This is a genomic window from Microbacterium phycohabitans, from assembly GCF_032464935.1.
Taxonomy (GTDB): Bacteria; Actinomycetota; Actinomycetes; order Actinomycetales; family Microbacteriaceae; genus Microbacterium; species Microbacterium phycohabitans.
Map to the genome: position 1 here is coordinate 749921 of NZ_JAWDIT010000002.1, position 24983 is coordinate 774903.

General features: G+C 71.2%; 26 protein-coding genes. 13 read left to right on the forward strand and 13 right to left on the reverse strand.

Annotation, left to right across the window (positions count from 1 at the left end; all coding sequences use genetic code 11):
* Positions 1 to 18 precede the first annotated feature (18 nt).
* Positions 19 to 243 carry a type II toxin-antitoxin system ParD family antitoxin gene (locus RWH44_RS07890; protein ID WP_316004278.1) on the forward strand — a complete coding sequence of 75 codons (225 nt, stop codon included), beginning with the start codon at positions 19 to 21 and terminating at the stop codon, positions 241 to 243.
* The gene (locus RWH44_RS07895; protein ID WP_316004141.1) at positions 240 to 557 is read left to right on the forward strand and encodes a type II toxin-antitoxin system RelE/ParE family toxin; all 318 of its coding nucleotides are present in this window, start codon (positions 240 to 242) and stop codon (positions 555 to 557) included. The genes RWH44_RS07890 and RWH44_RS07895 overlap by 4 nt, the downstream gene beginning before the upstream one ends.
* Before the next feature lie 15 nt (positions 558 to 572).
* On the opposite strand, the gene RWH44_RS07900 is transcribed toward RWH44_RS07895, so the two are convergent.
* Positions 573 to 1154, reverse strand: a complete 582-nt coding sequence (locus RWH44_RS07900) for a GNAT family N-acetyltransferase (protein ID WP_316004142.1) — start codon at positions 1152 to 1154, stop codon at positions 573 to 575.
* Between the two features lie 44 nt (positions 1155 to 1198).
* A complete protein-coding gene (locus RWH44_RS07905) occupies positions 1199 to 1960 on the reverse strand; it encodes a LysM peptidoglycan-binding domain-containing protein (RefSeq protein WP_316004143.1) in 762 nt (253 codons plus the stop codon).
* Between the two features lie 180 nt (positions 1961 to 2140).
* Between RWH44_RS07905 and RWH44_RS07910 the strand changes: the two genes are divergently transcribed.
* The 4 genes from RWH44_RS07910 to RWH44_RS07925 all read left to right on the forward strand — a co-directional run bounded on the left by RWH44_RS07910 (position 2141) and on the right by RWH44_RS07925 (position 5596).
* Positions 2141 to 3394 (forward strand): wax ester/triacylglycerol synthase domain-containing protein, encoded by a 1254-nt coding sequence (locus RWH44_RS07910; protein ID WP_316004144.1) that lies wholly within the window; start codon positions 2141 to 2143, stop codon positions 3392 to 3394.
* A 200-nt stretch (positions 3395 to 3594) separates the two neighbouring features.
* The gene (locus tag RWH44_RS07915; protein ID WP_316004145.1) at positions 3595 to 4197 is read left to right on the forward strand and encodes a hypothetical protein; all 603 of its coding nucleotides are present in this window, start codon (positions 3595 to 3597) and stop codon (positions 4195 to 4197) included.
* A gap of 65 nt (positions 4198 to 4262) precedes the next feature.
* On the forward strand, positions 4263 to 5009 hold the full coding sequence (locus RWH44_RS07920; protein WP_316004146.1) for a YcnI family copper-binding membrane protein: 747 nt from the start codon (positions 4263 to 4265) through the stop codon (positions 5007 to 5009).
* Positions 5010 to 5011: 2 nt separating this feature from the next.
* A complete protein-coding gene (locus tag RWH44_RS07925) occupies positions 5012 to 5596 on the forward strand; it encodes a copper resistance CopC family protein (protein ID WP_316004279.1) in 585 nt (194 codons plus the stop codon).
* Between the two features lie 292 nt (positions 5597 to 5888).
* On the opposite strand, the gene ypfJ is transcribed toward RWH44_RS07925, so the two are convergent.
* A complete protein-coding gene (gene ypfJ / locus RWH44_RS07930; RefSeq protein WP_316004147.1) occupies positions 5889 to 6761 on the reverse strand; it encodes a KPN_02809 family neutral zinc metallopeptidase in 873 nt (290 codons plus the stop codon).
* 190 nt (positions 6762 to 6951) lie between these two features.
* Here ypfJ and RWH44_RS07935 point away from each other — a divergent pair, with 190 nt between their 5' ends.
* The 3 genes from RWH44_RS07935 to RWH44_RS07945 all read left to right on the forward strand — a co-directional run bounded on the left by RWH44_RS07935 (position 6952) and on the right by RWH44_RS07945 (position 10095).
* Entirely contained in the window at positions 6952 to 8253 is a 1302-nt protein-coding gene (locus RWH44_RS07935; protein ID WP_316004148.1) for an ABC transporter substrate-binding protein, read from the forward strand.
* Positions 8246 to 9199, forward strand: a complete 954-nt coding sequence (locus RWH44_RS07940) for a carbohydrate ABC transporter permease (protein ID WP_316004149.1) — start codon at positions 8246 to 8248, stop codon at positions 9197 to 9199. Before RWH44_RS07935 ends, RWH44_RS07940 begins: the two co-directional genes overlap by 8 nt.
* A gap of 92 nt (positions 9200 to 9291) precedes the next feature.
* Complete coding sequence (locus RWH44_RS07945) at positions 9292 to 10095, forward strand: carbohydrate ABC transporter permease (protein WP_316004150.1); 804 nt, start codon at positions 9292 to 9294, stop codon at positions 10093 to 10095.
* Between the two features lie 83 nt (positions 10096 to 10178).
* Here the strand turns inward: RWH44_RS07945 and RWH44_RS07950 are convergent, their stop codons facing one another.
* Together RWH44_RS07950 and RWH44_RS07955 are read right to left on the reverse strand one after the other, a co-directional pair.
* Positions 10179 to 11393, reverse strand: a complete 1215-nt coding sequence (locus RWH44_RS07950; protein WP_316004151.1) for an amidohydrolase — start codon at positions 11391 to 11393, stop codon at positions 10179 to 10181.
* Positions 11394 to 11443: 50 nt separating this feature from the next.
* Entirely contained in the window at positions 11444 to 12622 is a 1179-nt protein-coding gene (locus RWH44_RS07955) for a DUF8462 domain-containing protein (RefSeq protein WP_298870381.1), read from the reverse strand.
* A 262-nt stretch (positions 12623 to 12884) separates the two neighbouring features.
* Between RWH44_RS07955 and RWH44_RS07960 the strand changes: the two genes are divergently transcribed.
* From RWH44_RS07960 to RWH44_RS07970, 3 genes are all read left to right on the forward strand, one after another.
* Entirely contained in the window at positions 12885 to 14078 is a 1194-nt protein-coding gene (locus RWH44_RS07960; RefSeq protein WP_316004152.1) for an NAD(P)/FAD-dependent oxidoreductase, read from the forward strand.
* 145 nt (positions 14079 to 14223) lie between these two features.
* Positions 14224 to 15576, forward strand: coding sequence for a DUF4190 domain-containing protein (locus RWH44_RS07965; RefSeq protein WP_316004153.1), 1353 nt, complete (start codon positions 14224 to 14226; stop codon positions 15574 to 15576).
* A 126-nt stretch (positions 15577 to 15702) separates the two neighbouring features.
* Positions 15703 to 16347, forward strand: a complete 645-nt coding sequence (locus RWH44_RS07970; protein WP_316004154.1) for a hypothetical protein — start codon at positions 15703 to 15705, stop codon at positions 16345 to 16347.
* Between the two features lie 226 nt (positions 16348 to 16573).
* On the opposite strand, the gene RWH44_RS07975 is transcribed toward RWH44_RS07970, so the two are convergent.
* Together RWH44_RS07975 and RWH44_RS07980 are read right to left on the reverse strand one after the other, a co-directional pair.
* Positions 16574 to 17575: a LacI family DNA-binding transcriptional regulator gene (locus RWH44_RS07975; RefSeq protein ID WP_316004155.1), complete on the reverse strand. Its 1002-nt coding sequence runs from the start codon at positions 17573 to 17575 to the stop codon at positions 16574 to 16576.
* Between the two features lie 36 nt (positions 17576 to 17611).
* On the reverse strand, positions 17612 to 19291 hold the full coding sequence (locus RWH44_RS07980; protein WP_316004156.1) for a glycoside hydrolase family 13 protein: 1680 nt from the start codon (positions 19289 to 19291) through the stop codon (positions 17612 to 17614).
* Between the two features lie 245 nt (positions 19292 to 19536).
* Between RWH44_RS07980 and RWH44_RS07985 the strand changes: the two genes are divergently transcribed.
* Positions 19537 to 20061 carry an adenine phosphoribosyltransferase gene (locus RWH44_RS07985; RefSeq protein ID WP_298870390.1) on the forward strand — a complete coding sequence of 175 codons (525 nt, stop codon included), beginning with the start codon at positions 19537 to 19539 and terminating at the stop codon, positions 20059 to 20061.
* Positions 20062 to 20259: 198 nt separating this feature from the next.
* On the opposite strand, the gene hpxO is transcribed toward RWH44_RS07985, so the two are convergent.
* The 6 genes from hpxO to RWH44_RS08015 form a co-directional block, all read right to left on the reverse strand.
* The gene (hpxO, locus tag RWH44_RS07990; protein WP_316004157.1) at positions 20260 to 21444 is read right to left on the reverse strand and encodes an FAD-dependent urate hydroxylase HpxO; all 1185 of its coding nucleotides are present in this window, start codon (positions 21442 to 21444) and stop codon (positions 20260 to 20262) included.
* Between the two features lie 8 nt (positions 21445 to 21452).
* Entirely contained in the window at positions 21453 to 21773 is a 321-nt protein-coding gene (gene uraH, locus RWH44_RS07995; protein WP_316004158.1) for a hydroxyisourate hydrolase, read from the reverse strand.
* A gap of 91 nt (positions 21774 to 21864) precedes the next feature.
* A complete protein-coding gene (gene uraD, locus RWH44_RS08000; RefSeq protein WP_316004159.1) occupies positions 21865 to 22392 on the reverse strand; it encodes a 2-oxo-4-hydroxy-4-carboxy-5-ureidoimidazoline decarboxylase in 528 nt (175 codons plus the stop codon).
* 79 nt (positions 22393 to 22471) lie between these two features.
* Positions 22472 to 23284 carry a hypothetical protein gene (locus RWH44_RS08005; RefSeq protein ID WP_316004160.1) on the reverse strand — a complete coding sequence of 271 codons (813 nt, stop codon included), beginning with the start codon at positions 23282 to 23284 and terminating at the stop codon, positions 22472 to 22474.
* On the reverse strand, positions 23262 to 24260 hold the full coding sequence (locus RWH44_RS08010) for a type IV toxin-antitoxin system AbiEi family antitoxin (RefSeq protein WP_316004161.1): 999 nt from the start codon (positions 24258 to 24260) through the stop codon (positions 23262 to 23264). Before RWH44_RS08010 ends, RWH44_RS08005 begins: the two co-directional genes overlap by 23 nt.
* 67 nt (positions 24261 to 24327) lie before the next feature.
* A complete protein-coding gene (locus RWH44_RS08015) occupies positions 24328 to 24981 on the reverse strand; it encodes a helix-turn-helix domain-containing protein (protein ID WP_316004162.1) in 654 nt (217 codons plus the stop codon).
* Positions 24982 to 24983 lie beyond the last annotated feature (2 nt).

Here is a 24983-nt window from a genome sequence, read left to right on the forward strand (position 1 = left end):
ACTGGCTTCGTGGCCACCATGAACATCTCGCTCCCCGACGACTTGCGGGCTTTCGCCGATGCTCAGGTGAGTTCGCACTCGTTCGCGTCCAGCAGCGAGTACGTGCGGGAACTCATCCGCCGGGACCGAGAGAACGCCGTCGTTCGCGAGGCGGTCCTGGAGGGGATGCGGTCCGGTGAGGGCTCGGAGATGAACGCCGACTACTTCCGGACGCTTCGAGCGCGCGTGAACGACCCGTCGTGACCCGGGTCGTCACGTCTCGCGCAGCCGACGTCGACATCGCTCGAGCCGTCGAGCACTATCGGGACCAGGCCGATCTCGAGACGGCGTCTCGCTTCATCGACGCCCTGGAGCAGGCGACTCGCCGCCTCGCAACATTCCCCTTATCCGGGTCGGCGACGGCCGAGGTGCGCACCGGCATCCCCGGCCTTCGCGCCATCGGAGCGGAGGGCTTCCCCTTCCTCCTCTTCTACACCTGCGACGACGATGCCGTCCGCGTCCACCGCGTGTTGCACGAGCGGCGCGACATCGACACCGAGTTGCGGCCCTGGATCTGACGATCCCGATGGACGTCACCGGTTCGCGGCGAACTCCTCGGCCAGCACGCCCATCAGCACCTCGTCGTGGAAGCGGCCCCCGTGGAACGCCACGGCTCGGCGCAGTCCCTCACGCACGAACCCCGCCTTCTCGTAGGCCCGGATCGCCCGCGTGTTGAAGGCCCACACCCGCAGCTCGACCTTGTGCAGGCCCAGCTCGTCGAAGGCGTAGCGGAGCATCGTGCGGGTGGCATCCGTCCCGTAGCCGCGGCCGACCGCGTCGGGGCCGAGGATGATCGCGAAGGTCGCGACGCGTGCCGGCAGGCTCCCTCCCCACAGCGTGGCGTGGCCGATGAGGTGACCGTCCTCGTCGTCGACGCTGAAGCCCGCGCCGCCGGCGGAGTCGTTGCGGCTCCACGCCTGGAACATCTCCCGCACGGATGCCACGGGCCGGTGCTGCACGCCGCCCTGCTGCAGGACGGCGGAATCATCTCGGCGCCACCAATCGACGAGAGGGTCGAGGTCGGCATCCGTGGTCGCCCTCAGCCGTACGCGCTCGCCGCGCAGGATCCCGCCGCCGTAGGCGAGGGCCGAATCGGTGTCGTGCAGATCGTCCATGCGTCGACCGTAGCCAGCCGCCGACGCCGCAGCGGGGAGGAGGGTCAGGCGAACATCTGGCGGAGAGCACGAAGATCCCCGTCGTCGAGAGCGCGGGCGATCACGTCGGCATCGTCGGCCACGGGGAAGAGTCCCGCCAGATCGTCGCGGAAGATCACGCGCATCGCGTCGAGATCGTCGGCATGGGCGGCGACTCTCATCGCCTCGACGGCCCGCTGATACGGGATCTGCTGGTACCCCCCGGGGGCATCGGGCGGGCTGAAGAAGGGGATCCACGGAAGGGATTCGTCGGGGTGCAGGAGCAGCACATCGCCGGGCTGGATCACGCGCGTGTGGTTGAGATCGGCGATGGCCAGGGGGTTGGCGATGCAGAAACGGTCACCGATCGCATAGAGGGAGTCGCCCGGTTCGACGGTGTAGGCCCTGACGACCCCGTCGTCGTCGACTGCTACGGGGCCCGCGGCGAGCTCGCGCGGGCCGCGGTCGGTCAGGTCGCCGTTGAGGCTCGCACTCATCCTGCCGAAGTGGAGCCACCGCGGGGCGTCGCATCCCTCGGGGTCGTTCCGCGGGATGCTGACGCCGTTGCCGACGTCCACGTAGTCGTCTCCGAGCCCGGCGGGACCGGCGCCGGTGTCGGCGTCCTGCGAATCGGATGCCGTGATCCCGGTCGGAGACGGGGCGGCCACCGCCGCGGCGATCGATGTCACCTGCGCGACTGCGGCTGACACGGCGGGGGCGGCCAGGGCGACGAGCCCTCCCACGACGAGGAGCGACACCCCGGTCGCGATCGCCGTTGCCCTCCTCATGCGATCACCCTACGGGAGAGCCTCGGCGGATGCCGGGGTCCTGCGCACGCGGTCCGCAACCGTGCGGGGACGCCGTCTCCGATTGCCGGTGACCGAGGGGAGGGGTACCGCCAGCCCCGCGGAGACGGCCCGCCCGACGAGGGGGCCCCGCCGCATCACCCGTCGCGCTAGCGTGACCGCATGAGAGAGCCGCTGTCGCCGGCGGACGCCCGCATCCTGGCGCTGGAGTCCGACGTGGTGCGCGGCCACGCCCTCAAGCTGCTCGTGCTCGAGCCGGGCGAGGCGGTCGATCTCGCGGCGCTTCGCGCGAGCGTCGCCGAGCGCCTGCCGGCCTTCCCCCGCGGTCGCCAGGTCGTGGTCGACGACGACGACGGCCCGACGTGGGTCGACGTGGGCGAGGTCGAGGTCGCGGAGCACGTCCGACGATACGCGGCCGACGACCCGGCGGCCCTGCGCGCGGTCGTCGGGCGACTCATGTCGGAGCCCCTCGACCGCTCGCGACCACTGTGGACGATCGACCTCATCGGCCCGCTCGACGACGGACGCGAGGCCGTCGCAGTGCGCCTGCACCACGCGCTCGCCGACGGGCTGACCGCCGTGCGCTTCCTCGAGACGGTGGTCTTCGAGCCCCACGACGCCCCGGCGCACGAGGTCGGCATCCGCGATCCCGCTGCGCGCCCGACGCGCTGGAGTGAATGGGAGCGGATGCCGGTGACCCTGGCCCGCGAGCTCGGGCACCCCGGCTCGCACTCGCCGTTCGATCGCCCGCTCACCGCGCGCCGCGCCCTGGCCTTCGTCGACGTGCCCCTCGCGGAGGCACGGGCCGTCGGCGCCTCGCGCTCCACGCACGCGACGGTTAATGACGTGCTCCTCGCCGTGATCGCGGGGGCGCTGCGGCGGCGGCTCCTCCACCACGGCCACACGCCGCGCGTGAACGCCCAGGTTCCCGTGAGCCTGCACGAGGAGGGGGAGGATGCCGCGGCATCCGGCAATCGCGACTCGTTCGTCGACGTGGGCCTGCACCTGCACGAGCCCGACGACCTGCGGCGTCTCGACCTGCTGAGCGCCGAGATGCGCGCGCGCAAGAAGGGCCGCGACGCCCGGGCGCTCGACGAACTCTTCCAGGCGCTCGCGTCGGCGGGACCCCTCGGAACCCTGGCGCGCGGCCTCGCCGACGACCCGCGCGAGTTCGCCCTCGCGATCTCGAACGTTCCCGGTCCGCGGGTGGCGGTGGCCGTCGCGGGTCGCCGCGTGGGACACGTCTACACGTCGTCGGAGCCGGGCCCCCGGCACGCGCTGCGCGTCGCCGCGATCTCGAATGACCGGTGGCTCGGCGTGGGGTTCTGCGTCGATCCGGCCGCCGTGCCCGACGTCGACCTGCTCGCCGACGCCGCGCACGACGCGTGGGAGGCGTTGCGCTCCGGCTCGACGTGACCTGCGCGGCCTCGCGCGTGCATAACGGCGGGGATCTCGTCTGACACGCCGTTCCCGGATGCCGTCACCCGGCGCGTCGCGATGGCAACCCGCCGTTGTGCTCGGCCGCGGCGCCCGCGCGCCCACCGACCTGTCTCGATGACGGACCACCCCCGTCGAACCGCGCCGCGCGCCGAATAGGGTGGGTGAGAAGGAGTCGCATGTCGTCGAGAGCAGGGCGCGCCCAGCGCGCGGGACGCGGTATCGCCGCGGCCGCTGTCGCGACCTTCATCGCGACCGTCTCCCACGCCTCGGTCGGCGCGGCGCTGCCGCCCGCACTGAACGTCGCGATCGCGCTGTGCCTCGCCGCCCCCGTGTGCGTCATGCTCGCGGGGCGCTCGATGTCGTGGTGGCGCCTGTCGATCGCCGTCGTGCTGAGCCAGGCGCTGTTCCACGGCATCCTGGCGCTCGATCTGCGCGGGGACGGGGTGGCGGCGACCGGCGGGCATCACGGGGGAGCCGCGCTGCTGCTCGATGCCTCGGCGTCCGCGCACCTGCCTGCGGCCCACGCGGCGCACTCGCCGTGGATGTGGGCTGCGCACGCTCTCGCCGCGGTCGTCACGATCCTCGCGCTGGGGCGCGGGGAGCAGGCGGCGCGCGCGATCGTGCGATTCCTCGTGGCGGCCGTCCGGGCCCTGCGGCCTGTGCTCGGCCTCGGGCCGGAGACGGATGCCGTGCTCCCCGCGCCCGCCGCTCCGCTTCTGACGAGGGCGATGACGGTGTTGTCGCCGATGAGGCACCGGGGTCCGCCGCGCGCGGCGTGATCCTCGACACCCTCATCTTCGGCGCGTCCGTCTGATCGGCACGCCCTTTTCAGAAAGCAGCATCCATGTCTCGCAAGACCACTCTTCGTCGTGCCCTCATCGGGCTCACCGCCGGCGCGGCACTCGCCGTCGCCGTCCCCCTGGCGGCCTCGGCGCACGTCACCGTCAACCCCAACACGGCCACTCCCGGCAGCTACGCGACGGTGAACTTCCGTGTTCCCACCGAGTCCGAGACGGCATCCACCGTCAAGGTCGAGGTCGCCCTGCCCACCGACACCCCGCTGAGCGCGGTGCTCGTCGAGCCCGTCCCCGGCTGGACCGCCACGGTCGAGAAGGGCGCCCTGCCCGCGCCGGTCGAGGTCGACGGCAACACCATCTCGGATGCGGCGTTGAAGATCGTCTGGCAGGCCGACCCCGGGGTCGGCATCGGTCAGGACCAGTTCCAGATCTTCTCGGCCGTGCTCGGACCGGTGCCCGACACCGGCCACCTGCTGCTGCCGGCGACCCAGACCTACTCCGACGGGGAGGTCGTCGACTGGGCCGCGACGCCCGACGAGGTCGCGGCCGACGACACGCTCGAGCCCGCGCCGGTGCTCTACATCAACGACACCCCGCCGACCGCCGAGCACAGCCACGGCACCTCGACGTCGACGTCGTCCGCAACGGACGATCACTCGAGCGAGGCGAGCGCCACGACGAGCGATCCCTCGTCGGGCGTCGCCCTGGGCCTCAGCATCGCCGCCCTGGTGGTCGCCGCGGCCGGTGCCGTGCTCGGCGCCCTCGCCTTCGCGCGTCGTCCGAAGCGCGCGTGAGCATGCGCTCCCGCAACGCGCTGCGTCGCGTTCTCGCCGGGGCGGCGGTGATCGCTGCGGCGATGACCGCCGCCCTGGGCGGGGCCACGGCCGCCTCGGCGCACGACAGCCTCGTCTCCTCGACGCCCGCCGAGGGCGACAGCGTTTCGTCGCTGTCGGAGGTCACCCTCGATTTCAGCGCCAACCTGCTCGGTACCGACGGCGGCAACCTCGTCATCGTGGTGGGCCCCGACGGGCGGCACTACGAGAGCGCGTGCGCGGAGCTCGCCGGTCCCACGCTGACGACCTCGGTCGCGCTCGGCGCCCCCGGCGACTATCAGGTCGAGTGGCGCGCGGTGTCGTCCGACGGTCACCCCGTCTCGGGCGTCATCCCGTTCACCTACACCGGCGAGAGCGTCTCGTCGGGGGCGGAGGAGTCCCCGTGCGCCGCCGCCGTCGGTGCGGGGGAGGCCGCGCCTTCGACCGACACCCCGACCTCGGCCGGTATGTCGGGCCTGACGATCGGACTTCTCGCGGGCGGCGGTGCCGTGGTCATCGTCGGCATCCTGATCGTCATCATCTTGCGCACGCGGAGCCGCGAGGACTGAGGCGGTTCCGCCCGCCGACGGGCGTCCGCGGCGGGCGGGCCGTCACGCGGAGGTCGACTGTGACGCGCCGGGTGGTGGCATCCGGATGCCGGGGTGTCGGTGTCGGAGTCCGCGCGACGGTTCGCGGGGTCCGTGTGGCGGGTGTGCTCGTCGTTCCGTGGCTTCGGGGGCGTGCCGTCGTGCGGAGTTCGGTCACGACGCGCCGGGTGGTGGCATCCGGATGCCGGGGTGTCGGCGTCGGAGTCCGCGCGACGGTTCGCGGCGCAGTGCGACACGGCCCGGATGCCGCGGCCTACAGGCTCCCGCCGGGCACCGAGAACGTGTCGCAGGCGTTCACTCCGCCCTGCCTGCCGGCGTCGAACCACCGCGTGCGCTGCTCGCTCGAGCCGTGCGTGAAGCTCTCGGGATTGGTCACCTGGCCGGCCTCGGCCTGGATGTGGTCGTCGCCCACCGCGGCCGCCGCCGACAGGGCGTCGGTGATCTGCTGGTCGGTCGGGGGCTGCAGGTAGGGCGTGCCGTTCTCGTCGACCTGTTCGCCGGCCGCGGCGACCCAGGCGCCGGCGTAGCAATCGGCTTGCAGCTCCGTGCGCACGCCGTTGCTGTCGGGCCCGGTGCCGTTGTTCGGGTACTGGTCCATCACCCCGGTCAGGTTCTGCACGTGGTGGCCGTACTCGTGCGCGAGCACGTAGAGCTGGGCCAGGGGCCCGGCGGTGGTGTCGTACTGCTCCCGCAGAATCGAGAAGAACGTCGGGTCGACGTACACGGTCTCATCGGGCGGGCAGTAGAACGGCCCCGTCGCGTTCGACGCCGTCCCGCACGAGCTCGAGGTCGCCTGGTCGACGATGATCAGCTGCGGCTGGCGGTAGCCGTCGAGGCGTTCCTGCCAGAACTGGTCGATGCTGAGGGTCGCGGCCGCGAGGCGGCAGGTGTCGTCGTTGTTGGCATCCTGTCCGGTCGAGCAGTTCGCGATGGACTCGCCACCGCTCTGCGGGGCGGCGGGCGCCCCTCCACCGAGCAGCCCGGTGAGATCGGTGCCGGTGAACGCCGAGATCAGGAGCACCACGATCGCGCCGAGGCCCACCGCGCCGCCGCCGACGGCCGCGACCGTGCCGCCGCGCCGCTTGGCCGAATTCCCGCCGACGCGGGCATTGTCGTTGAACGTCACGACGGTCACGGTACGCGCGCCCGCGGTCGCGGATACAGGGCTGGACTTCCCGCCGGAGACCGCTCCGACCAGGACTTCACCGATTCCGCAACCCCCTGAAACCCGCTGACCGGGAGCGTACCGTCGCCCCCGAGTAGCAGCGCAGCCCCGGCGTCCGCTCCTCGTTGCGAACCAACGATCGGAGTCCGTCATGCCCGTCACCCGCCGTACCTTCCTCGCCGGATCGGGGGCGCTCGCGCTGCCCCTGCTTCTCGCCGGCTGCGGCTTCGTCCAGTCCGCGCCCGCCGAGAAACGGCAGGGCACCCTCACCTTCACCACCTGGGGGACGGATGCCGAGCTCGCCGGCTTCCGTGCCGCGATCGCCGCCTTCGAGGCCGCGAACGACGGTGCCACGGTGGAATTGAACGCTGTGCCCTACGAGCAGATGTTCACGAACATCGACGCGCAGCTGCAGGCGGGCAACCCGCCCGACATCTTCCGCGTGCCGTATTACACGTTCGGCGCGTACGCCGGTCGCGGGCAGCTGCTCGACCTGAAGCCGCTGCTCTCCGCCGACCGCCAGGGCCAGTTCACCCCGCAGGCCTGGGCGGCCGTGCAGAACGGCGACGGCACCTTCGGCCTGCCGCACCACACCGACACCTCGGCGATCCTGGTCAACCTCGACCTGTTCCGCCAGGCGGGGATCGACCCGTCGGAGATCCCCACCTCGGCGGAAGATGCGTGGACGTGGGAGCAGCTCGACGCCCTCGGCGAGCGGCTCCGCAGCGGACTCTCCGCCGACCGCTGGCCGTGGGCGTACAACTGGCAGGGCAACGGCGTGACCCGCTGGCTCAGCCTGCTGTTCCAGTCCGACGGCGCGTTCCTGGAGTCCGACCAGAAGACCCCGGCGATCGATTCCGACGCGGCGCGTGAGGCGGTGGAGTTCTCGAGCTCCTTCTTCACGAAGAACTACGTGCCCGCCAACAACACCATCGCCTCCTCGAGCTACGCCGCCGAGTCGTGGTTCTCGCAGTCGGTCGCGATGGTGTGGTCGGGGGCCTTCCAGATCCCGGATGCCGACACCACCGCCGACTTCGAATGGACGGCGACCTACGCTCCGCGCAACGTCCGCGCGGGCAGCGACTTCGGCGGTAACGCGCTCGTCGCGACCGCGAACACGCAGCAGCCCGAACTGGCCGCGGCCTTCCTCGAGTTCGTGACCGACGCCGATCCCATGCGGGACTTCTGCCGCGCGGCATCCCTGCTCCCCACGCGCGCCGATCTGCTGAACGACCAGCTCGAGTTCGACGTGCGTCCCGAGCTCGCGCCCGTCTTCGCGGGTCAGGCGGCCCTCGTGCAGCCGCAGGACGTCGCCCAGGTGGCGAGCCCATCGATGTCGGCGATCATCCCGGTGCTCAAGCAGCAGCTCGACCTCGCCTTCACCGGAGCACAGGATGCCGCGACCACGGTGACGAACCTGCAGTCGGGCATCGGGGCGGCCACCGGTGGCTGAGACCGCGCTCGCGCGGCCGGGCCTCTCGAGACCGGACCGCCCGGAGCGGGGGGAGCGTCCGCGCACCCGCCGCCCCGGCGCCGGGCGCGAGGCCCTCGCGGCCTACGGATTCCTCGCGCCGAACTACCTGCTGCTGCTGGTGTTCGTGCTCGTGCCCCTCGTGGGCGCGTTCCTGGTGAGCCTGCAGCGCACCGACGGATTCGGCGCGGGCACCTTCACCGGTCTCGACAACTACGCTCGGCTCGCCGGCGACCCGCTGTTCTGGCGGGCACTGGGCAATACCGTGCTGTTCACGGCGCTCGTCACCCCCCTGTCGATGCTCCTGGGGCTGATCGCGGCGACGCTGCTGAACTCGGCGCTGCCGGCCCGACCGCTCTGGCGGTCGATGCTGATCCTTCCGATGGCGGTGTCGGGTGTGGCGACGGCGCTCATCGGGGTGCTCGTGTTCGATCAGAACTCCGGCATTTTGAATCGCATCCTGACCGCGGTGGGGCTCTCGCCGGTCACCTGGCAATCCGATGCCGTTCCGGCCTTCGCGACCATCGTGCTGGCGACCGTGTGGTGGCGCACGGGGTTCAACATGCTGATCTACCTCGCGGGACTCCAGGGCATCGGCCCCGACCTCTACGAGGCGGCGACCCTCGACGGGGCGGATCGGCTGCAGCGCTTCCGCAACGTGACGGTGCCGCTGCTGGGACCGACGTCGTTCTTCCTCGTCGTGCTGAACGTCATCTTCTCGTTCCAGGTGTTCGACATCGTGTTCGTGCTCACCGGCGGGGGCCCCGGTGGGGCCACGTCGGTGCTGGTCACCTACGCGTACGAGACCGGCTTCGTCACGCGTGACCAGGGCTACGCCGCCGCGATCGGCATGGTGCTGTTCGTCTTCGCCCTCGTGTTCGCCGCGGCGCAGTACCGCGCCTCCCGCACGAAGGACGTGGTCGAGTGAGCGTCGACGAGCGGATGCCGTCCGTGTCTCCCGTCGCACCGCCCACAGCGAGCGCCGGCCGGCGGGCCGCCACCCGGTCGCGTCGCGGCGGGATGCTGGTGCGCACGCTCATCGTGGCGGTGATCGGGCTGGCCGCCATCTCGCCGCTGTACTGGATGCTGGCCGTGGCGTTCTCGTCGCGCGCCGAGCTGCTGGGCGGTCGCGAGCTGCGCCTGTGGCCGCGCGAGGTCACTCTCGAGAACTTCGAGCGGGTGTTCGCATCGTTCCCGGTGGCGACCTGGTTCGGCAACTCCGTCGCGATCGCGGTGGTGGTCACCCTCATCTCGGTGACGACGAGCCTGCTCGCCGGGTACGCCTTCGCGCAGCTGCGCTTCCGCGGGTCGACGGCGCTGTTCTTCCTCGCGCTTGCGACCCTCGTGCTGCCGGTGCAGGTGATCATGGTGTCGCTGTTCCGCATCGTCACGGCGACGGGCCTGTACGGCACCTACTGGGCGGTGATCCTGCCGGTGTCGGCATCCGCGTTCGGACTCTTCCTCGCGCGGCAGTTCATGCTCGGCATCCCGCGGGAGCTCATCGAGGCCGCCCGCCTGGACGGTGCCGGTCACCTGCAGACGTTCACCCGGGTGGTGCTGCCGCTGTCGAAGCCGCTGATCGCGGTGCTGGTGTTCATGAGTCTGCTGTCGTCGTGGAACGACTTCGCCTGGCCCCTGATCGCCCTGCGCGAGAACCGCCTGTTCACCCTGCCGATCGGCCTGCTGTACCTGCAGGGGCAGTTCGGCAGTGACTACGGAGCGACGATGGCCTACGCGCTGCTGAACGTGGTGCCGATCGCGATCGTCTTCCTGGTGTTCCAGCGGTACTTCGTGGCGGGCTTCGCGCGCAGCGGCATCAAATGACCGGGCGAGTGTCCAAGACACGCCGCATCGCGCGAGACCCCTGCGGCGTGTTTTGGACACTCGACGGATACGACCGCGGGGACTCAGCCCAGGAACTCCCGCGCCGCCACCACGAGGTTCTCGACCCCGCGGTCGATCGTGGGCTGCATCACCGGGGCGAAGAACGGCGAGTGGTTGGTGGGGATGTCGCGCTCGATCGTGCCGCCGGCCAAGGCATCCGCGAACTTCTGCGGGTCGACGCCGCCCCAGAACCAGAACACCAGGGGCGCGCCCGACTCGCGGGCGAACCACGACACGTCCTCGCTGCCGGTGAACATGCCCGGGTCGACCACGCCGCCCTCGCCGAACGCCCGTCGGAACGCGGCCGTCAGGCGGGAGGTGGCATCCGGGTCGTTGATGGTGGGCGGGAGGGTGTGGTCGGTGCTGATCGTGGGTTCCTGCTCGGCCCCGGATGCCGCGGCCTCGGCGCGGATGATGCGCTCGACCTTCGTCATCACGCGCTCGCGCGCCGCGTCGTCGGGATAGCGCAGGCTCAGCTCGAGCTTCGCCTCGGCCGGGATGATGTTGTTCTTCAGCCCCGCGTGGATCGAGCCGACCGTGACGACGGCGACGTCGCGCGGGTCGACCTCGCGCGACACGACGGTCTGCAGGCGCATCACGGTGGCGGCGGCCATGACGACCGGATCGATGGTCGAGTGCGGACGCGAGCCGTGACCGCCGCGACCGTGCAGCACGACGGTGAGCCCGTCGGATGCCGCCATCTGGGTGCCCGGGCGCACGCCGATGACGCCCGCGGGCAGGGGCGTGACGTGCTGGCCGAGCACGATGTCGGGCTTCGGGTAGCGCTCGAGCACGCCGTCGGCGATCATCGCCTGCGAGCCCGCGCCGTACTCTTCGGCGGGCTGGAACACCGCAACGACCGTCCCCGACCACTCCGACGTGGTGGCGACGAGCCGCTCCAGGGCGCCGATGAGCGCGGTGACGTGCATGTCGTGCCCGCACGCGTGCATGACGGGCACGGCGTTTCCGGCGGGGTCGGTGCCCCGGGCGGTGCTGGCGTACGCGAGGCCGGTCTGCTCCTCGACGGGGAGGCCGTCCATGTCGGCGCGCAGCCACACGACGGGACCGGGACCGTTGTCGATCTTCGTGACCACGCCGGTGCGTCCGACGCCCTCCTCGACCTCGAGGCCGAGATCGGCGAGGTGGCGCGCGATGACGCCCGCCGTCCTCGTCTCTTGGAACGACAGCTCCGGGTGGGTGTGCAGGTCGGTGTAGAGGCTTTCGAGGTCGACGCTCATGCCCCGAGCCTAGTTCGGGGCATGAGCGTGCGCCGGGGAGGTTCCGCTGTTCAGTCTTCGATATCGGGTTGCCGCCGAATGAACCGGTCCATATTCGGGACGGTGAAACTGACGTAGCCGCGGCGCTCGGCGTAGATGATTCCCTTCTCGATGAGAGATTGCCTCGCGGGGCTGAGGGAGGCGGGAGCCACGTGCAAGTGGTCGGCGATGGCGGCGGTGCTGGCGACCTCGCCGCCGACCGCGACGATGGTGCGGAGGTATTGCCGTTCCGAGGGCGTTGTTCGATCCCACCGGGCGGGAAAGAACCCTTGGTCGAGGTCGGCGTTCCCCTCAGCGATTCCCGCGCGCGCGATCTCGAGGTCGATGTGCCGGTCGGGCGTGAGGTCCCACACGGCTTTGCCATACGTCTGGAGGAAGAAGGGATACCCCTGCGCTTCGTCCACGATCGCGGCGACAGCCTCCGAGGAGAATCTGGCCCCCAATTGCTCCGCTGGTCGGATGACTGCCTCTGTCGCGGATGAGGGCGAGAGTGCGCCCACCTCATGGAGGGCGAACCGCTCGGAGTACGACCGTGCTTCGGCCAGGGTGCGCCGCAGGGTGGGGAGGCCTGCACCGATGACGTAGAAGGGCCAATCCGCCTGCGTCGCTTTGTGCTGGACCGCGAGAAGGGCCGTCAGGAGGTCGCCGTCGAGGTCTTGCATCTCGTCGACGAAGATTGCCAGCGCGCTGTGGTTCTTCTGCAACGGTTCGGCGAGATCCGCGACGAGCTCTTCGAGGTCGACCTCGATGAGCCCCGAGTTGGCGCGGTGGTCTGACGGCTCTACCCCCAGGTTCACAGACACTCCCGCCACGGTCAGCGCGAATGAGGAAACAGTCGACACAGCCGCTCTGACGTCGGCCACCGCCGTCCGGAAACGCGCCATTTTGCGACCCGCCATCGCGACGCCTCGCGCGAGGGACTGGCGCGATACGAGCTTGCCGGCGGCCCCGGGGCGAGCTTCGAACTGCACCGTCACCCAGCCGGCCTGATCGACATTTCTGTGCAGTTCGTTCAAGAGCACGGTCTTGCCCACCCCGCGCAGCCCGTAGGTGATCAGACCGCCGTCGTTCCGACGCGCGCGACTTTTCGCGACCATGAGATCGACGAGATCGATTTCCGCTTGCCGGCCGACCAATTCAGGTGGGCGCACTCCTGCGCCGGGACGGAAGGGATTCAGCTCGTGAAGCACGACGCAACTCTAGAACTCTCTACCTAATATCTAGCTCGATCGCTAGATATTTCACCCGCCACCCACCCACCCATCGGGTGACGGAACCGACGTCAGGCTGTCGTGAGGCGCGGCCCAGGTCGGCTCGCGACGGGGTCCACCTCGCCCGACCCGGTCAGGCGGTGCCCGACCCACCGGAGACCCGAGACGCACCGCGCTACCGGATGCCGCCGACGCTCGCAAGCCGTCCGGTGCGGTCAGGTCCGGCGGCGACGCTAGGCGCATGACGACGACACACTTCGACTACCTCATCGTCGGCGGCGGGATGGTCGCCGACACCGCCGCGCGCGGCATCCGCGAGATCGACGCCGACGGATCGATCGGCATCCTGAGCGACGACGTCGACGAGCCGTACACGCGCCCCGCGCTCAGCAAGAAGCTGTGGACCGACGACGAGTTCACGTGGGACAAGGTGCCGCTGGGCACCGCCTCCGACACGGGCGCCGACATCCGTCTGCGCACGCGCGCCACGGCCATCCGCCCCGACGCGCACGAAGTGGATGCCGACGGCGAGACCTTCTCGTACGGCAAGCTCCTGCTCGCGACCGGGGGCAAGCCCGTGCCCCTCCCCATCGACGACAGCTCGAACGGGGAGCGGGCGCTGTCGTTCCGCACCGCCGAGGACTATCGGCGACTGCGCTCCCTCGCTGAAGACGTCGATCGCATCGCGGTCGTCGGCGGCGGGTACATCGGCTCCGAGCTCGCGGCGGCACTCGTGCAGAACGGCGTCGACACGGTGCTCATCCACACCGGCGCGGTGCTGGGCGACGCGGTCTTCCCCGCCGCGCTCGCGGAGCGTTTCGAGAAGCTCTTCCGCGACGCGGGCGTCGAGATCGTGGCGGGGTCGAAGGTCGAGGGCGGAACGGCGGATGCCGACGGCGTCACGCTCGCGCTCGAGAACGGCGACGAGGTGCGCGCCGACGCCGTCGTGAGCGGTCTCGGCATCGAGGTGGCCACCGACCTGGCCGACAAGGCCGGCCTCGCGGTCGACGACGGGGTGCACGTGGACGCGCAGCTGCGCACCTCGGGTGACGACGTGTACGCCGCGGGCGACGTCGCGAGCTATCCGGACCGCCTGCTCGGACGCCGCCGGGTCGAGCACGTCGACAACGCCAACGAGCAGGGCAAGGCGGCGGGCCGCAACCTCGCCGGTGCCGCCGAGCCGTACACGCACACGCCGTACTACTACTCCGCGGTCTTCGGCATCCGGTACGAGGCCGTCGGAACGCTCGACTCCTCGCTCGAGACGGTGGAGGACTGGATCGACGCCGACCGCGGCGTCGTCTACTACCTCGACGACGACCGTGTCGTGGGCGTGCTGCTGTGGAACGTCGAAGAGGCCCGGGATGCCGCCCGCTCGGTGCTGGCGGAGGCCGACACCCTGACGCGCGACGACCTGGTGGGTCGCATCCGCTGACGCGGGCTCGGGCCGGGCCGGCGACGGCCCGGCCCCGTCCCGTCGTTCCTCGGCGGGGGTCGGCGGTGTCGCGTCATCGCTCGACGGGTCTAGCCTGGACGCGCGCTGTGAGTCTCACGGTGCGTGACACCCGGGAGCACCCCACATGGCCACAGCCGAGCTTCGTCTCACCCTGCCCGTCGACCGTGCCCGCGATGCGGTCGCGGCCGCCCTCACGGAGCAGGGCTTTTCCGTGCAGTCGACCCCGAGCGGATCGCTCGACGTCTCACGGGGCAGCCTGGGCACGACGCTCGTCGCGGGGGCGTTCGCCGGTCAGGACATGCACGTGCGGTTCGACGTGCACGTCACGGAGACCGCCGAGGGCGCGCTCGCCTCGTTCGAGCACTCGGCCGCCGGCGGATTCCTCAAGGGAGGGGCGGTCGGCGCCGCGAAGGTGGGAGACGTCGTCCGCGAAGCCGCACACCTCGCCGGCGCGCGCCTCGCATCCCAGGGGTTCCTCGTCGGCGCCGAGGGAGTCTCGACTCCCGCCGGCCCCACCGGGCCGGAGGCACGGGATGCCGCGGCTCCTCCCTCCGGCGACGCCACCGGAGCGCCCACCCCGAGCTGGCCCGCAGCGGCCGCCCCGACGGCTCCCGCCGACTCGGGGGCACCCGTGCCGCCGGCAGCTCCCGCCCCGCCCTACACCGCGGCGGAACCCGCATCCCAGAACGGATACCCCGGCTACCCGGGCTACCCCGGAGCTCCCGCGCCGTCGGGCTCGGCCTACGCTCCCGCAATGCCGCCCTCCACAGCGGGAATATCGCCGTACGCCCCGGGCGCGGCATCCGGGAATCCCGAACGGACGAACGGCGTGGCAATCGCCGCGATCATCATGGGCTTCGTACTGCCGATCGGGGGGATCATCGCCGGTGCCGTCGCCCTCGCGCAGATCAAGCGCACGGGTGAGAAAGGCCGCGGTCTCGCGATCGGCGGGATCATCGCGGGCGGCGTCATCACGGTCCTCACGATCCTCGCCACGGTCGCCTTCGTGCTGTTCGCGATCCTCGGCGCGGGTGTCGCCGCTTCGTCGGCCGACCCGTTCGACCTGCCCGCGGAGCCGGGGGACGGCGGCGTGACCATCGGCCCGAGCGAGCAGGCGCCCGGCGACCTCTACACGCTCGCCGTGGGCGCGTGCCTCGACGACATCCCGAGCGGCTTCATCTCGCCCTCCAACCTCGTCGACTGCGCGCAGCCGCACACCTACGAAGTGTTCGGCAGCTTCTTCCTCGACGACGGCGCCTTCCCGGGTGACGACGCGATCGAGTCCTCGGCGTACGAGGGATGCGACGCCGCCTACCCCGACTACGTCGGCGTCACGTGGGACCAGTCCGCGCTCGCCTACTCCTTCGTCTCGCCGAGCGAAGAGACGTGGGCCGAGGGCGATCGCGAGATCTCGTGCCTGCTGTACGACCCCGCGGTCGATCAGACCACCGGATCGTTGCGGGGCGCCGCGCGCTGAGGCGAGCCGGCTCGGTGTGCAGTGCTGGGTGCCTCGCTCTGGCGGGCGGAACTACGCGGGCCTTCATCTCGGCTCGCGCATGTCGCGTGTGGGCGTGCTGACCACCGCGAGAAAGGATCTGCCGACGTGGTGACCGTGGTCGAGTGGGCGACGATCGTTCGTCCCGTCGGACGATTCCCCTGGGCGGCCTACCTCTTTCCCTTTGTCGCGATCGTGGGGATGTCCGCGTGGGGCGCCCAGTCCGCCGTCGCGCTCTCGAAGGGGTTCCTCGAGATGGCCTTCTGGATCTCCCTCGGGGTGATCCCCGTGGTCGGCGCGGGTCTCCTCCTGTCACGCAAGCTCGCGGCCGTTCGCAGCGAGGCCCGCGCGGCGACCGACCGCGTCCCGGATTCCGAGATCCGTCTGTTCTCTTCCTCCGCCATCGGCGACGGGATCTCCGGGTGGCGGGACTGGCGGAAGAGCGATGTGACGGGAGAGGGCTTCCTGCAGATCGGACAGCACGACCTGCGGATCTGGACCGCGAGGGACGGTCTCGAACGCATCTCTGCCTGGGACCGTGTCGGGTACGTCGAGGACGTCCGGCTGTGGGGGAGAGGGGTGTGGTCGCCCCAGCTGCGGGTGTGCTTCACCGACGGTTCGCAGTTCATCGCCTCCCTCGACCACGCGGGTCTGGCGAGCGTCCTCGGGGTCAGCGGTTCGGAGATGCGACGCCTGGGCGAGGTCTTCGAGAGCCGAGTTCCCGGGCTCTGCGCGCGGGTGCGAACGGCCTAGACCCGTGCGCCGCTGGACGCTCCTGGCGCTCGGGGCCCGCAATGCCCGGCGCCCCGATCGTCGCGGAATCCCGGTCCTACGGTGACCGACGTCCCGGGTCTGCGGCATTCATCCTCCGGGCGACCGCTCGCCGGAACCACACGCCTGCACCTCCGCCGGCCGCTCGCAGCGGCGCTTGAGGCGGTCGCCGCCACCCCGCAGGAACGGGAATGCGCCGTCCGCCGGATCAGCGCGACGGCGGCGCCGTCGAGCCGCGGTCGACCAGCTCGAACGGCAGGGTTCCGCGACCTCGAGCGGGCTCGGCGCCGTCGAGCTCGGCCAGAACGGCGTCGGCGGCGCGTTCGCCCTGACCCCGGGCGAACTGATCGACGGTGGTCAACCCGAACCAGCGGCCCAGCTCGTGACCGTCGACGCCGATGACCGAGACGTCTTCCGGCACGCGCAGCCCGCGCCCACGCGCGGCGAGAATCGCACCGATGGCCATCTCATCGGATGCCGCGAAGATCGCCGTCGGCGCGGCGGGCGACGAGAGCGCCCGGTCCGCGGCATCCGATCCGCCCTCGATCGTGAAGTCGGCGGGCTCGAACAGCGCTCGCTCGATCCCGGCCTCGGCGAGGGCCTCCTCGAAGCCCCGACGACGGAGCCCCGGCACCGTCGCCCCGGCATCCCTCACGGCATCCGCCCCGATGTGCGCGAGTCGGCGGTGCCCCAGTTCGAGCAGGTGCGTGGTCGCGAGGCGTCCGACGGCCAGGTCGTCGACCGTCAGGGTGGTCAGCAGGGGATTGGGGCCGGCGATCGCGACGATCGGAACACCGAGGCCGCGCAGCGACGCCGACTCCTCGGCATCCAATTCGAGGGCGATCGTGATGACCGCGTCGATGCGGCGGCGGCGCAGGTGGTCGTCGAAGACGCGGCGGCGTCCGGTCGCATCGGTGCTGACGCTGTAGAGCGTGATGTCGTACCCCTGGCGCACGAGGGCGTCGGAGATACCCGCCAGCACGGTGCTGAAGAACCACCGGTCGAGGAAGGGCACGACCACCCCGACCGCTCGCGTGCGCCCCGAAGCGAGGCTCGACGCGGCAGCCGACACCACGTAACCGAGCCGGTCGGCCGCCGCGAGCACGCGGTCCCGCGCGGCGGCCGAGACGGGCCCGCGCCCGCTCAACGCCCGCGAGACCGTGGCCGTCGAGACCCCCGCCGCGCGGGCGACGTCATCGATACCGGCCACGGTCTCGCGCGTTGTCGAACGGACGGATGCCGCGGCTCAGGCCGCCGCGATCCAGACGGTCGTGTCGGTGGGCAGGCGCTCGCCGTCGAGGGGGCCGCTCGCGACGAGCACCTCTCCGGCGGGCAGCTCGACGGCGTCCTCGCCGAGGTTGGCGACCACGAGCAGCGAGCCGTTGCGGAACGCCACGACGTCGTCGCCGAAGCCGTCGACCCACTCCAGGTCGCCGGCGCCGAGGTTCCGCGCGCGACGCTCGGAGAGCAGCGCGCGGTAGAGCGTCAGCGTGGACGAGGGGTCGTCGACCTGCTGGTCGAACGCGAGTTCCGCCCACTCGGCGGGCTGGGGGAGCCACGATTCGCCCGTGCCGTTGAAGCCGTACGCGGGCGCGTCGGCGGTCCAGGGCAGGGGCACGCGGCATCCGTCGCGGCCGTAGCGCTCGCCGTTCGTGCGGAACCACGTCGGGTCCTGACGGGCGTCGTCGGGCAGGTCGATGACCTCGGGGAGGCCCAGCTCCTCGCCCTGGTAGAGGTACGACGAACCGGGGAGGGCCAGCATGAGCGAGGTCGCGGCGCGGGCGCGGCGCAGACCCTTCACGGGGTCGGGCTTGCCGGGTGACTTCGGGCCGATGCCGGCGCCCTGCGGGTTCTCGGCGGTCAGCGCGAGGCGCGAGGCGTGGCGCACGACGTCGTGGTTCGACAGCACCCAGGTGCTGGGGGCGCCGACGGCGCCGTACTCGTCGAGCGAGTCCGTGATCACGGCGCGCAGGGCCGCGGCATCCCAGTCGGTCTCGAGGTAGTGGAAGTTGAACGCCTGGTGCATCTCGTCGGGCCGCACCCACAGCGCCGTCTGCGCGACGGTCGGCAGCCACGCCTCGGCGCACAGCGCGCGGTCGCCGTCGTACTGGGCGAGCACCTCGTGCCACTCGCGCCACACCTCGTGCACGCCCGACTGGCCCCAGTACGGCACCTCGGCGGCGTCGCCGCCCATCGATCCGCCGTCGGGGTCGGGGGTGTAGTCGGGCAGGCCCTCGGCCTTGATGAGGCCGTGCGCGACGTCGACGCGGAACCCGTCGACCCCGCGGTCGAGCCAGAAGCGCAGCACGTCGCGGAACTCCGCGCGCACCTCGTCGTTGGTCCAGTCGAAGTCGGGCTGGCTCTCGTCGAAGATGTGGAGGTACCACTGCCCCGGCGTGCCGTCGGCCTCGGTGACGCGCTTCCACATGCCACCGCCGAACACGCTCTCCCAGTTGTTCGGGGGGAGCTCGCCGTTCTCGCCCTTGCCGTCGCGGAAGATGTACCGCGCGCGCTCGGGGCTGCCGGGGGCGGCCTTCAGCGCCTCCTGGAACCACACGTGCTGATCGCTGGAGTGATTCGGCACGAGGTCGACGATGACCCGGATGCCGCGCTCGTGCGCGCCCGCCAGCATCGCGTCGAAGTCGGCCAGGGTGCCGAAGATCGGGTCGACATCGCGGTAGTCGGCGACGTCGTAGCCCGCGTCCTTCTGCGGCGAGGTCTGGAAGGGGCTCAGCCAGATGGCATCCACCCCGAGGTCGCGCAGGTCGTCGAGGTGAGCGGTGACGCCGGGCAGGTCGCCCAGGCCGTCGCCCGAGGCGTCGGCGAAGGAGCGGGGGTAGATCTGATAGATGACGGCGGTGCGCCACCACTCGGAGCCCGGGGCCGAGACGAGATCGGCGCGCGCGCCCTCCTGCGTGAAAGTCATGGCGTACAGGCTACTGCAAGCGCTTACAGTCGCGTCAAGCGCGCGGTCGGATTGCTCCGGTGAGCCATCGAGTGTCCATGACATCCGGATGGTCTGCGGAAACGTCCGGGTGTTCTGGACGCTGGGGCGCGGGGCGCGGGGCGCGGGGCGCGGGGCGTGGGGCGCGGGGCGCGGGGCGCGGGGCGTGGGCGCGGGGTGCGAGCGCAGGGAGGGGGTGACGGGATGCCGCGATTAGGCTGGAACCCGTGCCCGACGCCTCCGCCCTCACCCGCGCTGAATCGCTGATCACCAGCATCCCCGACTATCCGAAGCCGGGGATCGTGTTCCGCGACATCACCCCGCTGCTGACGGATGCCGCGGCCCTGCGCACCGTCGTCGAGGCGCTCATCGAGCCCTTCGCGGGCCGCTTCGACGCCGTCGCGGGAGTCGAGGCGCGCGGGTTCCTGCTCGCCGGGGCCGCCGCGATCGCCGCGGACGTGGGGCTCATGCCGATCCGCAAGGCGGGCAAGCTGCCTCGCCCCGCGGCGTCGATGTCGTACGACCTCGAATACGGCTCGGCGCAGATCGAGATGCACGACGACAACGCCGCGGGCGCCCGCGTCCTGCTGCTCGACGACGTGCTCGCCACCGGCGGCACCCTGCGCGCCGGACGCGACCTGCTCCAGGCGGTGGGCAGCGAGGTCGTCGGGATCGCGACGCTGCTCGAGATCGACGGCCTCGGCGGCCGCGAGGTGCTCGGCGACGACGTGCACGCGGTCTTCCGCGTCTGAGGCGCCCCTATCGAGGTGCGGTCGCCGTTCGGCGACGTGCGCAACTCCTGAGATTCCGGGTGTTGCGGGGCGGGATGCCGCGCATTTGCGCGGTCGCCGGGTGCGCGGCTCTCGAATCTTCCGGAGTTTGGCTCGGCCACGGGCGCGGAAGCCGCGAGCGCATCGCGCGGACTCAGCCCCCGCGCGCCGCGGAGCCCCTCAGCCCAGGACGCTCGCGCCCAGCTCCACCGGGCTGCCCTCGATGTTGCCGACGATCCCGCGGATGACGCCCGTTCCGTCTTCGCGGCGGAGGCCGTCGTACCACGCCTGGGTCGCGGCGACGTCGAAGGCGTGCGTCTCGTGCGCGCGCTTGCGGGCGCGCAGCACCAGGTCGCCTGCCCGCTCGGTGCGGATGCGCTCGTAGCGCTTCAGCGAGTCCTCGATGCCGAGGGTCGACGTGGCGAAGACGATCCCGAGCGCGAAGCTGTCCTCCAGCGCCGAGCAGGCGCCCTGGCCGATGTCGGGGGCGGTGTTGTGCGCGGCGTCTCCGAGGATCGCCACGCGCCCGCGCACCCAGGTATCGAAGGGGTCGATGTCCCAGATCTCGACGCGGTTCAGCGATTCGTCGGGGTCGATGCCGTCGAGCAGCGCCCGCACGCCGGGGGCGCCCCACTGCCCGAACGCGTGCTCGAGCGCGGCCATGCGGTCCTCGACCACGCCCGAGGGTCCGGGCACGTCGACGAAGAAGTAGAAGCGATCGCCGGCGACGGGCATGACGGCGCAGCGCTTGCCGTCGCCGACGTAGGTGGTCCACTGGTCCAGGGGACCGATCCGCTCGTCGGCGGCGACGAGGCCGTTGTAGTTGACGTACCCCGAGTAGCGGCGTTCCGGGCGGATGCCGGTGAGCTCGGTGACGTAGTCGCGCACGAGCGAGCGCGCCCCGTCGGCGCCGATCAGCAGGTCGGCGGTGTCGGTCGAGCCGTCGGCGAAAGTCGCGGTGACCGTCTCGCCGTCGTCGGCGACGGCGACCAGCTGACGGCCGAGGTGGATGTTCGCCGGGCCGACGGCATCCATCATCAGCGCCTGCAGGTCGGCGCGGGCGACGGGGTAGGGGCGTTGGCCCGTCCGCTCGGTGACGGGGGACAGACTGAAGCGGCAGAGCTCGTCGCCGGTGTGGCCGTCGTAGTACGCCATGTCGTCCATGCGGCCGCCGAGGGCGGCGACCTGCGGGCCGAGACCCAGCCAATTGAGCACCTTGACGCCGTTCGACCACAGCGACAGGGCGGCGCCGACCGGGCGGTTCTCGCGCATGCGGTCGTAGACCACGACCTCGTGACCCAGCTTCTGCAGGGCGAGGGCGGCGGAGGTCCCGCCGACCCCCGCGCCGATGACGATGACCTTCATGACTCTCCTCAGCTGCCGCGGTAGGTCGAGTAGGCGAACGGACTCAGCAGCAGCGGCACGTGCAGGTGGGCCTCGCCGCTCACGGTGAACGCGACCGTCGCCACGGGGTGGAACGACGCGACCCCGCGCGCGCGGAAGTACGCGCCGGTGGCGAACGTCAGCGCGTAGTCGCCGTCGGCCAGGAGCTCGGGGCCGAGCGCGAGGCGGCCGTCGGCGTCGGTGATCGCCTCGGCGATGAGCGCGCCGTCTAGGTGGGCCAGCGTGACGGCGACTCCGGCTGCGGGCGTGCCGGCCGTGGCATCCAGGACGTGGGTGGTGAGGTGCGTCATCGCGCGACTCCTCGGGCGCAGGTGAGGGCGGTGGCTCCGCGGGCGCAGCCCCGGGCGACGGGTGCGCGGAGGGGAGCGGGGGTGCGGCGCGTCATTCCGCCGCCTCCGGCTCGTCGGGGGCGTCGTCGGCGAAGGCGGTGCGCAGGCGCAGCAGGGCGATCTCGGCGAGCTGTCGCGTCGCCTCGATCGTCTCGGCGTCGGGGTCGTTGGCGAGCCGTCGTTCGAGCTCGGCGCGCATCTCGCCCGGCGTGCGTCCGGCTGCGCGGATGAGGAAGACGCGGCCGAAACGCTCCTCGTATGCGGCGTTCCCGGCGGCGATCGCGGCGACGTCGTCGTCGGCGGCGGATGCCATGGATCCCTGTTCGCGACGGGATGCCGCCGCCTCGGCGCCGGTGCCCGACACCCTCGCGCCGATGCGGGGGTGCGCGTGCAGGGCGGCGGCGAGGTCTTCCGGCGACCAGGTCGAGGCGAGGTCGCCGGCGTAGGCGACGAGGGCGTCGACGCTCGTGTACGGCCGACCGGCCACGACGGCGTCGACCCAGCCCGGGATGTCGGCCCACACGCGCACGACGGCCGTGGCCTCCGCGTCGTCGAGGGCATGGAAGTCGTGCAGGTGCATGCCGGTCAGGCTAGGCGGCGCGCGTTACGGGGCTGTGGCGCGATGTGTCGGCGATGTTGCTGTGGGGAACATTCCGGGGTCAGGCATCTCCGCGCAGTCCGCGGGCGAAGGCCTGAACGACAGCCGTTCGTCGTGCGCCGTCTTCCGGTAGCCCGAGGAGCTCTCGGGCGAGGTGACGCGAGTCGAGCTGAGCGAAACGCGCGGCCAGATCATCTGCATCCTCAGGATCCAGTTGTCGGCGCACGTCGCCGCCGAGGAGGGCTGCGGCGCCTTGGGCCAGATCGAAACCGTAGAGCTCGGCGACGTCGATGTCGTCGCCGTAAAGGCGATCGAGGACGTCGTCGCTTTCCGCATACCAGTCGAGCGCGACGGCCAGGTCCTTCGCATCTTTGTCGTCGGGCGACCGGTCTGCCCAGGCGCGAACCTTGAGGAGCGTGTATCCCTCGGGCTGAGGGAGGCGGATCGATTCGCCGCTCGCGAGCTCCAGCGACGCAGCCCGATCGAAGACTTCGCGGAACCCGAAGACGACGATGTCCTCCTCCCGTGGTGCGGGCCGGGTGAGGCCGCGAGGGTCTTCGGCGACGGTCCCGAAGGGCACGATGTCGACGGGGAGATCGGCGATTCGGTAGGCGATGTCGTTGTCTCGGATCGAGGGAAACGTTTCGCCGATTCGCTCGAACTGCTGCCAGGACGCGATCGCGATCGCCAGGTCCAGGTCATCGGTCTGTCGAGTCGGGGTCGTTCTTCCCAGCGCGGAGTGGATGGCGTCACGACACCGCGCCCCGACGAGCATGATTCCGGCGGGATCCACGCCCGCCCTGCTCACCAGCTGATGGACTGCCTCCGCGACGTCATCGAGGAGGCGGTGATCAAGCCGCGCGAAGTCGAGCATTGTTGCCGCGGAGGTGGTGAGCCGCTTCTCGTTCCCGGGAATCGCCGGACGCGAGGAGATCGGCGTAGACGAGAAGTGGGGGCGCGACGAGTACTCGTGTACCTGCGAAGGTTTCCGCGGGCACCGGCTCGGTCCAGAACTTCTGCCGTACGAAGATCGTGGGCTCGAGATCGTCGCTCGCCCACCGGCCCGTCCGTGCGGCGTCTCGGGGGATGCCGTCCGTGTAGATGGTCCAGGTCATGTGCCTTCTGATCCACGGTGCTACGGCCTCTCCACTGAGATACAGCGGCGGCCCGTCGTCGGGGAGAGCGGATGGGTCGAATTCGCCGCGGAAAGTTCGCGTGTTCTCTCGTGACCCGAGGCCGCTCGAGAACGCTGCTGACCACCCGTCGATCAGTGAGTCGATGTTTCGGAGTGACCCCGAATCGCGCGGGCCGAAGGTGTCGAGGTAGTTGGCCGTTTCGAGTGCAACGAGTGTCTTCTGCGTGAAGCTCACCGAAACCCCGGCGGCGCGGGCGAGGTCTTGCAGCCGTCCGGAGAGAAGGTCGGGCCAGCTGATCGCCGCGAGAATGACCTGCGATCGTTTCTCGGTGAAGAGCGAGGCGCTCTTCGTCGGCTTGCGGAGTTCTCCCGGTGTGCGGGGGGTCCGCCCGCGCACGTCGATGAGGGTATCTCCGAACGCGAGATAGCCGTTGCCTGCCTCGTCGAAGTAGTTGATGCCGGCGCCGCGCAGGTGATCGGCGTTGCGCGGAGTGATGCGGGCGCCGAGCGCGAGGACGGGGGCTCCGAAATCGAGGGGCATTACCCGCTCCACGTCGTCGAGGGTGAGGGGTGAGGCCCCAATGGCCGTCATCGCCTGATGCTGAGCCCCGCGGGTCACGATGAGTGAGGTCACGGGATTGTCGGCGGAGGGGATCTCCCCGACCAGGTCGACGCCGTACTCCTGCACCCTGCTCCGAATCTTCTCGCTGTCCACTTTTCCTCCCAGGAGAATTCTCTCAGGAGGAAATTTTTCTCGCAAGGAGAAATTTCCTACCGGAAAATCAGGCGTGCACGATCAGCCAGTGCGCCACGGCATCCGCGGTGCCGGTGTTGTGCAGGCGGTGAGGGACCGAACAGGGGTAGCTGATCGCGTCGCCGGCGCGGAGGATCACGCGCTCGGCCTCAAAGTCGATGGTGAGCTCGCCCGCGACGACCGTGCCGACCTCGTACCCCTCGTGGTGGAACAGGCCGTCGGCGCCGTGGGCGGAGGCGCCGGGCGGGTAGATCGACTCGAAGTAGTCGACGCCGGGGGAGGAGCCGGGGGTGAGCCGGCGGAACGACACCCCGCTGTCGAGCACGATGTCGGGAGACTGCCCCGCGCGCTGCAGGGTGAAGCCCGACGGGCCGGCGGGTTCGACGGGGCGGTCGGATGCCGGGTCGAAGGCCGCGACCAGGGGAACGCCGAGGGCGTCGGTGATGGCGATCAGGCGCGAGACGCTCGGCTGCATCACGCCGCGCTCGATCTGCGAGACGGCGCTGGGGGAGATGCCCAGCGACTTCGCCAGCGCTCGGGCCGAGATCCCGCGCGCCTGCCGCAGGTCGCGGACCCGCGCCCCGACGGATGCCGAGGGCTCGGTCGTCGTGGTGCCCGCGGGCGAGGAGCCGGTCGTCGCGGCGTCGTGATCGACGGCGTCGGCGAGGGGCGGCTGCGTCATGC

What these genes read in the sequence shown, in the direction of transcription:
- RWH44_RS07890 (WP_316004278.1), top strand. Translation starts at nt 19, where the DNA reads ATGAACATCTCGCTCCCCGACGACTTGCGGGCTTTCGCCGATGCTCAG.
- RWH44_RS07900 (WP_316004142.1), bottom strand. Translation starts at nt 1,154, where the DNA reads ATGGACGATCTGCACGACACCGATTCGGCCCTCGCCTACGGCGGCGGG.
- RWH44_RS07905 (WP_316004143.1), bottom strand. Translation starts at nt 1,960, where the DNA reads ATGAGGAGGGCAACGGCGATCGCGACCGGGGTGTCGCTCCTCGTCGTG.
- RWH44_RS07910 (WP_316004144.1), top strand. Translation starts at nt 2,141, where the DNA reads ATGAGAGAGCCGCTGTCGCCGGCGGACGCCCGCATCCTGGCGCTGGAG.
- RWH44_RS07915 (WP_316004145.1), top strand. Translation starts at nt 3,595, where the DNA reads ATGTCGTCGAGAGCAGGGCGCGCCCAGCGCGCGGGACGCGGTATCGCC.
- RWH44_RS07920 (WP_316004146.1), top strand. Translation starts at nt 4,263, where the DNA reads ATGTCTCGCAAGACCACTCTTCGTCGTGCCCTCATCGGGCTCACCGCC.
- RWH44_RS07925 (WP_316004279.1), top strand. Translation starts at nt 5,012, where the DNA reads ATGCGCTCCCGCAACGCGCTGCGTCGCGTTCTCGCCGGGGCGGCGGTG.
- RWH44_RS07935 (WP_316004148.1), top strand. Translation starts at nt 6,952, where the DNA reads ATGCCCGTCACCCGCCGTACCTTCCTCGCCGGATCGGGGGCGCTCGCG.
- RWH44_RS07945 (WP_316004150.1), top strand. Translation starts at nt 9,292, where the DNA reads ATGCTGGTGCGCACGCTCATCGTGGCGGTGATCGGGCTGGCCGCCATC.
- RWH44_RS07950 (WP_316004151.1), bottom strand. Translation starts at nt 11,393, where the DNA reads ATGAGCGTCGACCTCGAAAGCCTCTACACCGACCTGCACACCCACCCG.
- RWH44_RS07960 (WP_316004152.1), top strand. Translation starts at nt 12,885, where the DNA reads ATGACGACGACACACTTCGACTACCTCATCGTCGGCGGCGGGATGGTC.
- RWH44_RS07965 (WP_316004153.1), top strand. Translation starts at nt 14,224, where the DNA reads ATGGCCACAGCCGAGCTTCGTCTCACCCTGCCCGTCGACCGTGCCCGC.
- RWH44_RS07980 (WP_316004156.1), bottom strand. Translation starts at nt 19,291, where the DNA reads ATGACTTTCACGCAGGAGGGCGCGCGCGCCGATCTCGTCTCGGCCCCG.
- hpxO (WP_316004157.1), bottom strand. Translation starts at nt 21,444, where the DNA reads ATGAAGGTCATCGTCATCGGCGCGGGGGTCGGCGGGACCTCCGCCGCC.
- uraH (WP_316004158.1), bottom strand. Translation starts at nt 21,773, where the DNA reads ATGACGCACCTCACCACCCACGTCCTGGATGCCACGGCCGGCACGCCC.
- uraD (WP_316004159.1), bottom strand. Translation starts at nt 22,392, where the DNA reads ATGCACCTGCACGACTTCCATGCCCTCGACGACGCGGAGGCCACGGCC.
- RWH44_RS08005 (WP_316004160.1), bottom strand. Translation starts at nt 23,284, where the DNA reads ATGCTCGACTTCGCGCGGCTTGATCACCGCCTCCTCGATGACGTCGCG.
- RWH44_RS08015 (WP_316004162.1), bottom strand. Translation starts at nt 24,981, where the DNA reads ATGACGCAGCCGCCCCTCGCCGACGCCGTCGATCACGACGCCGCGACG.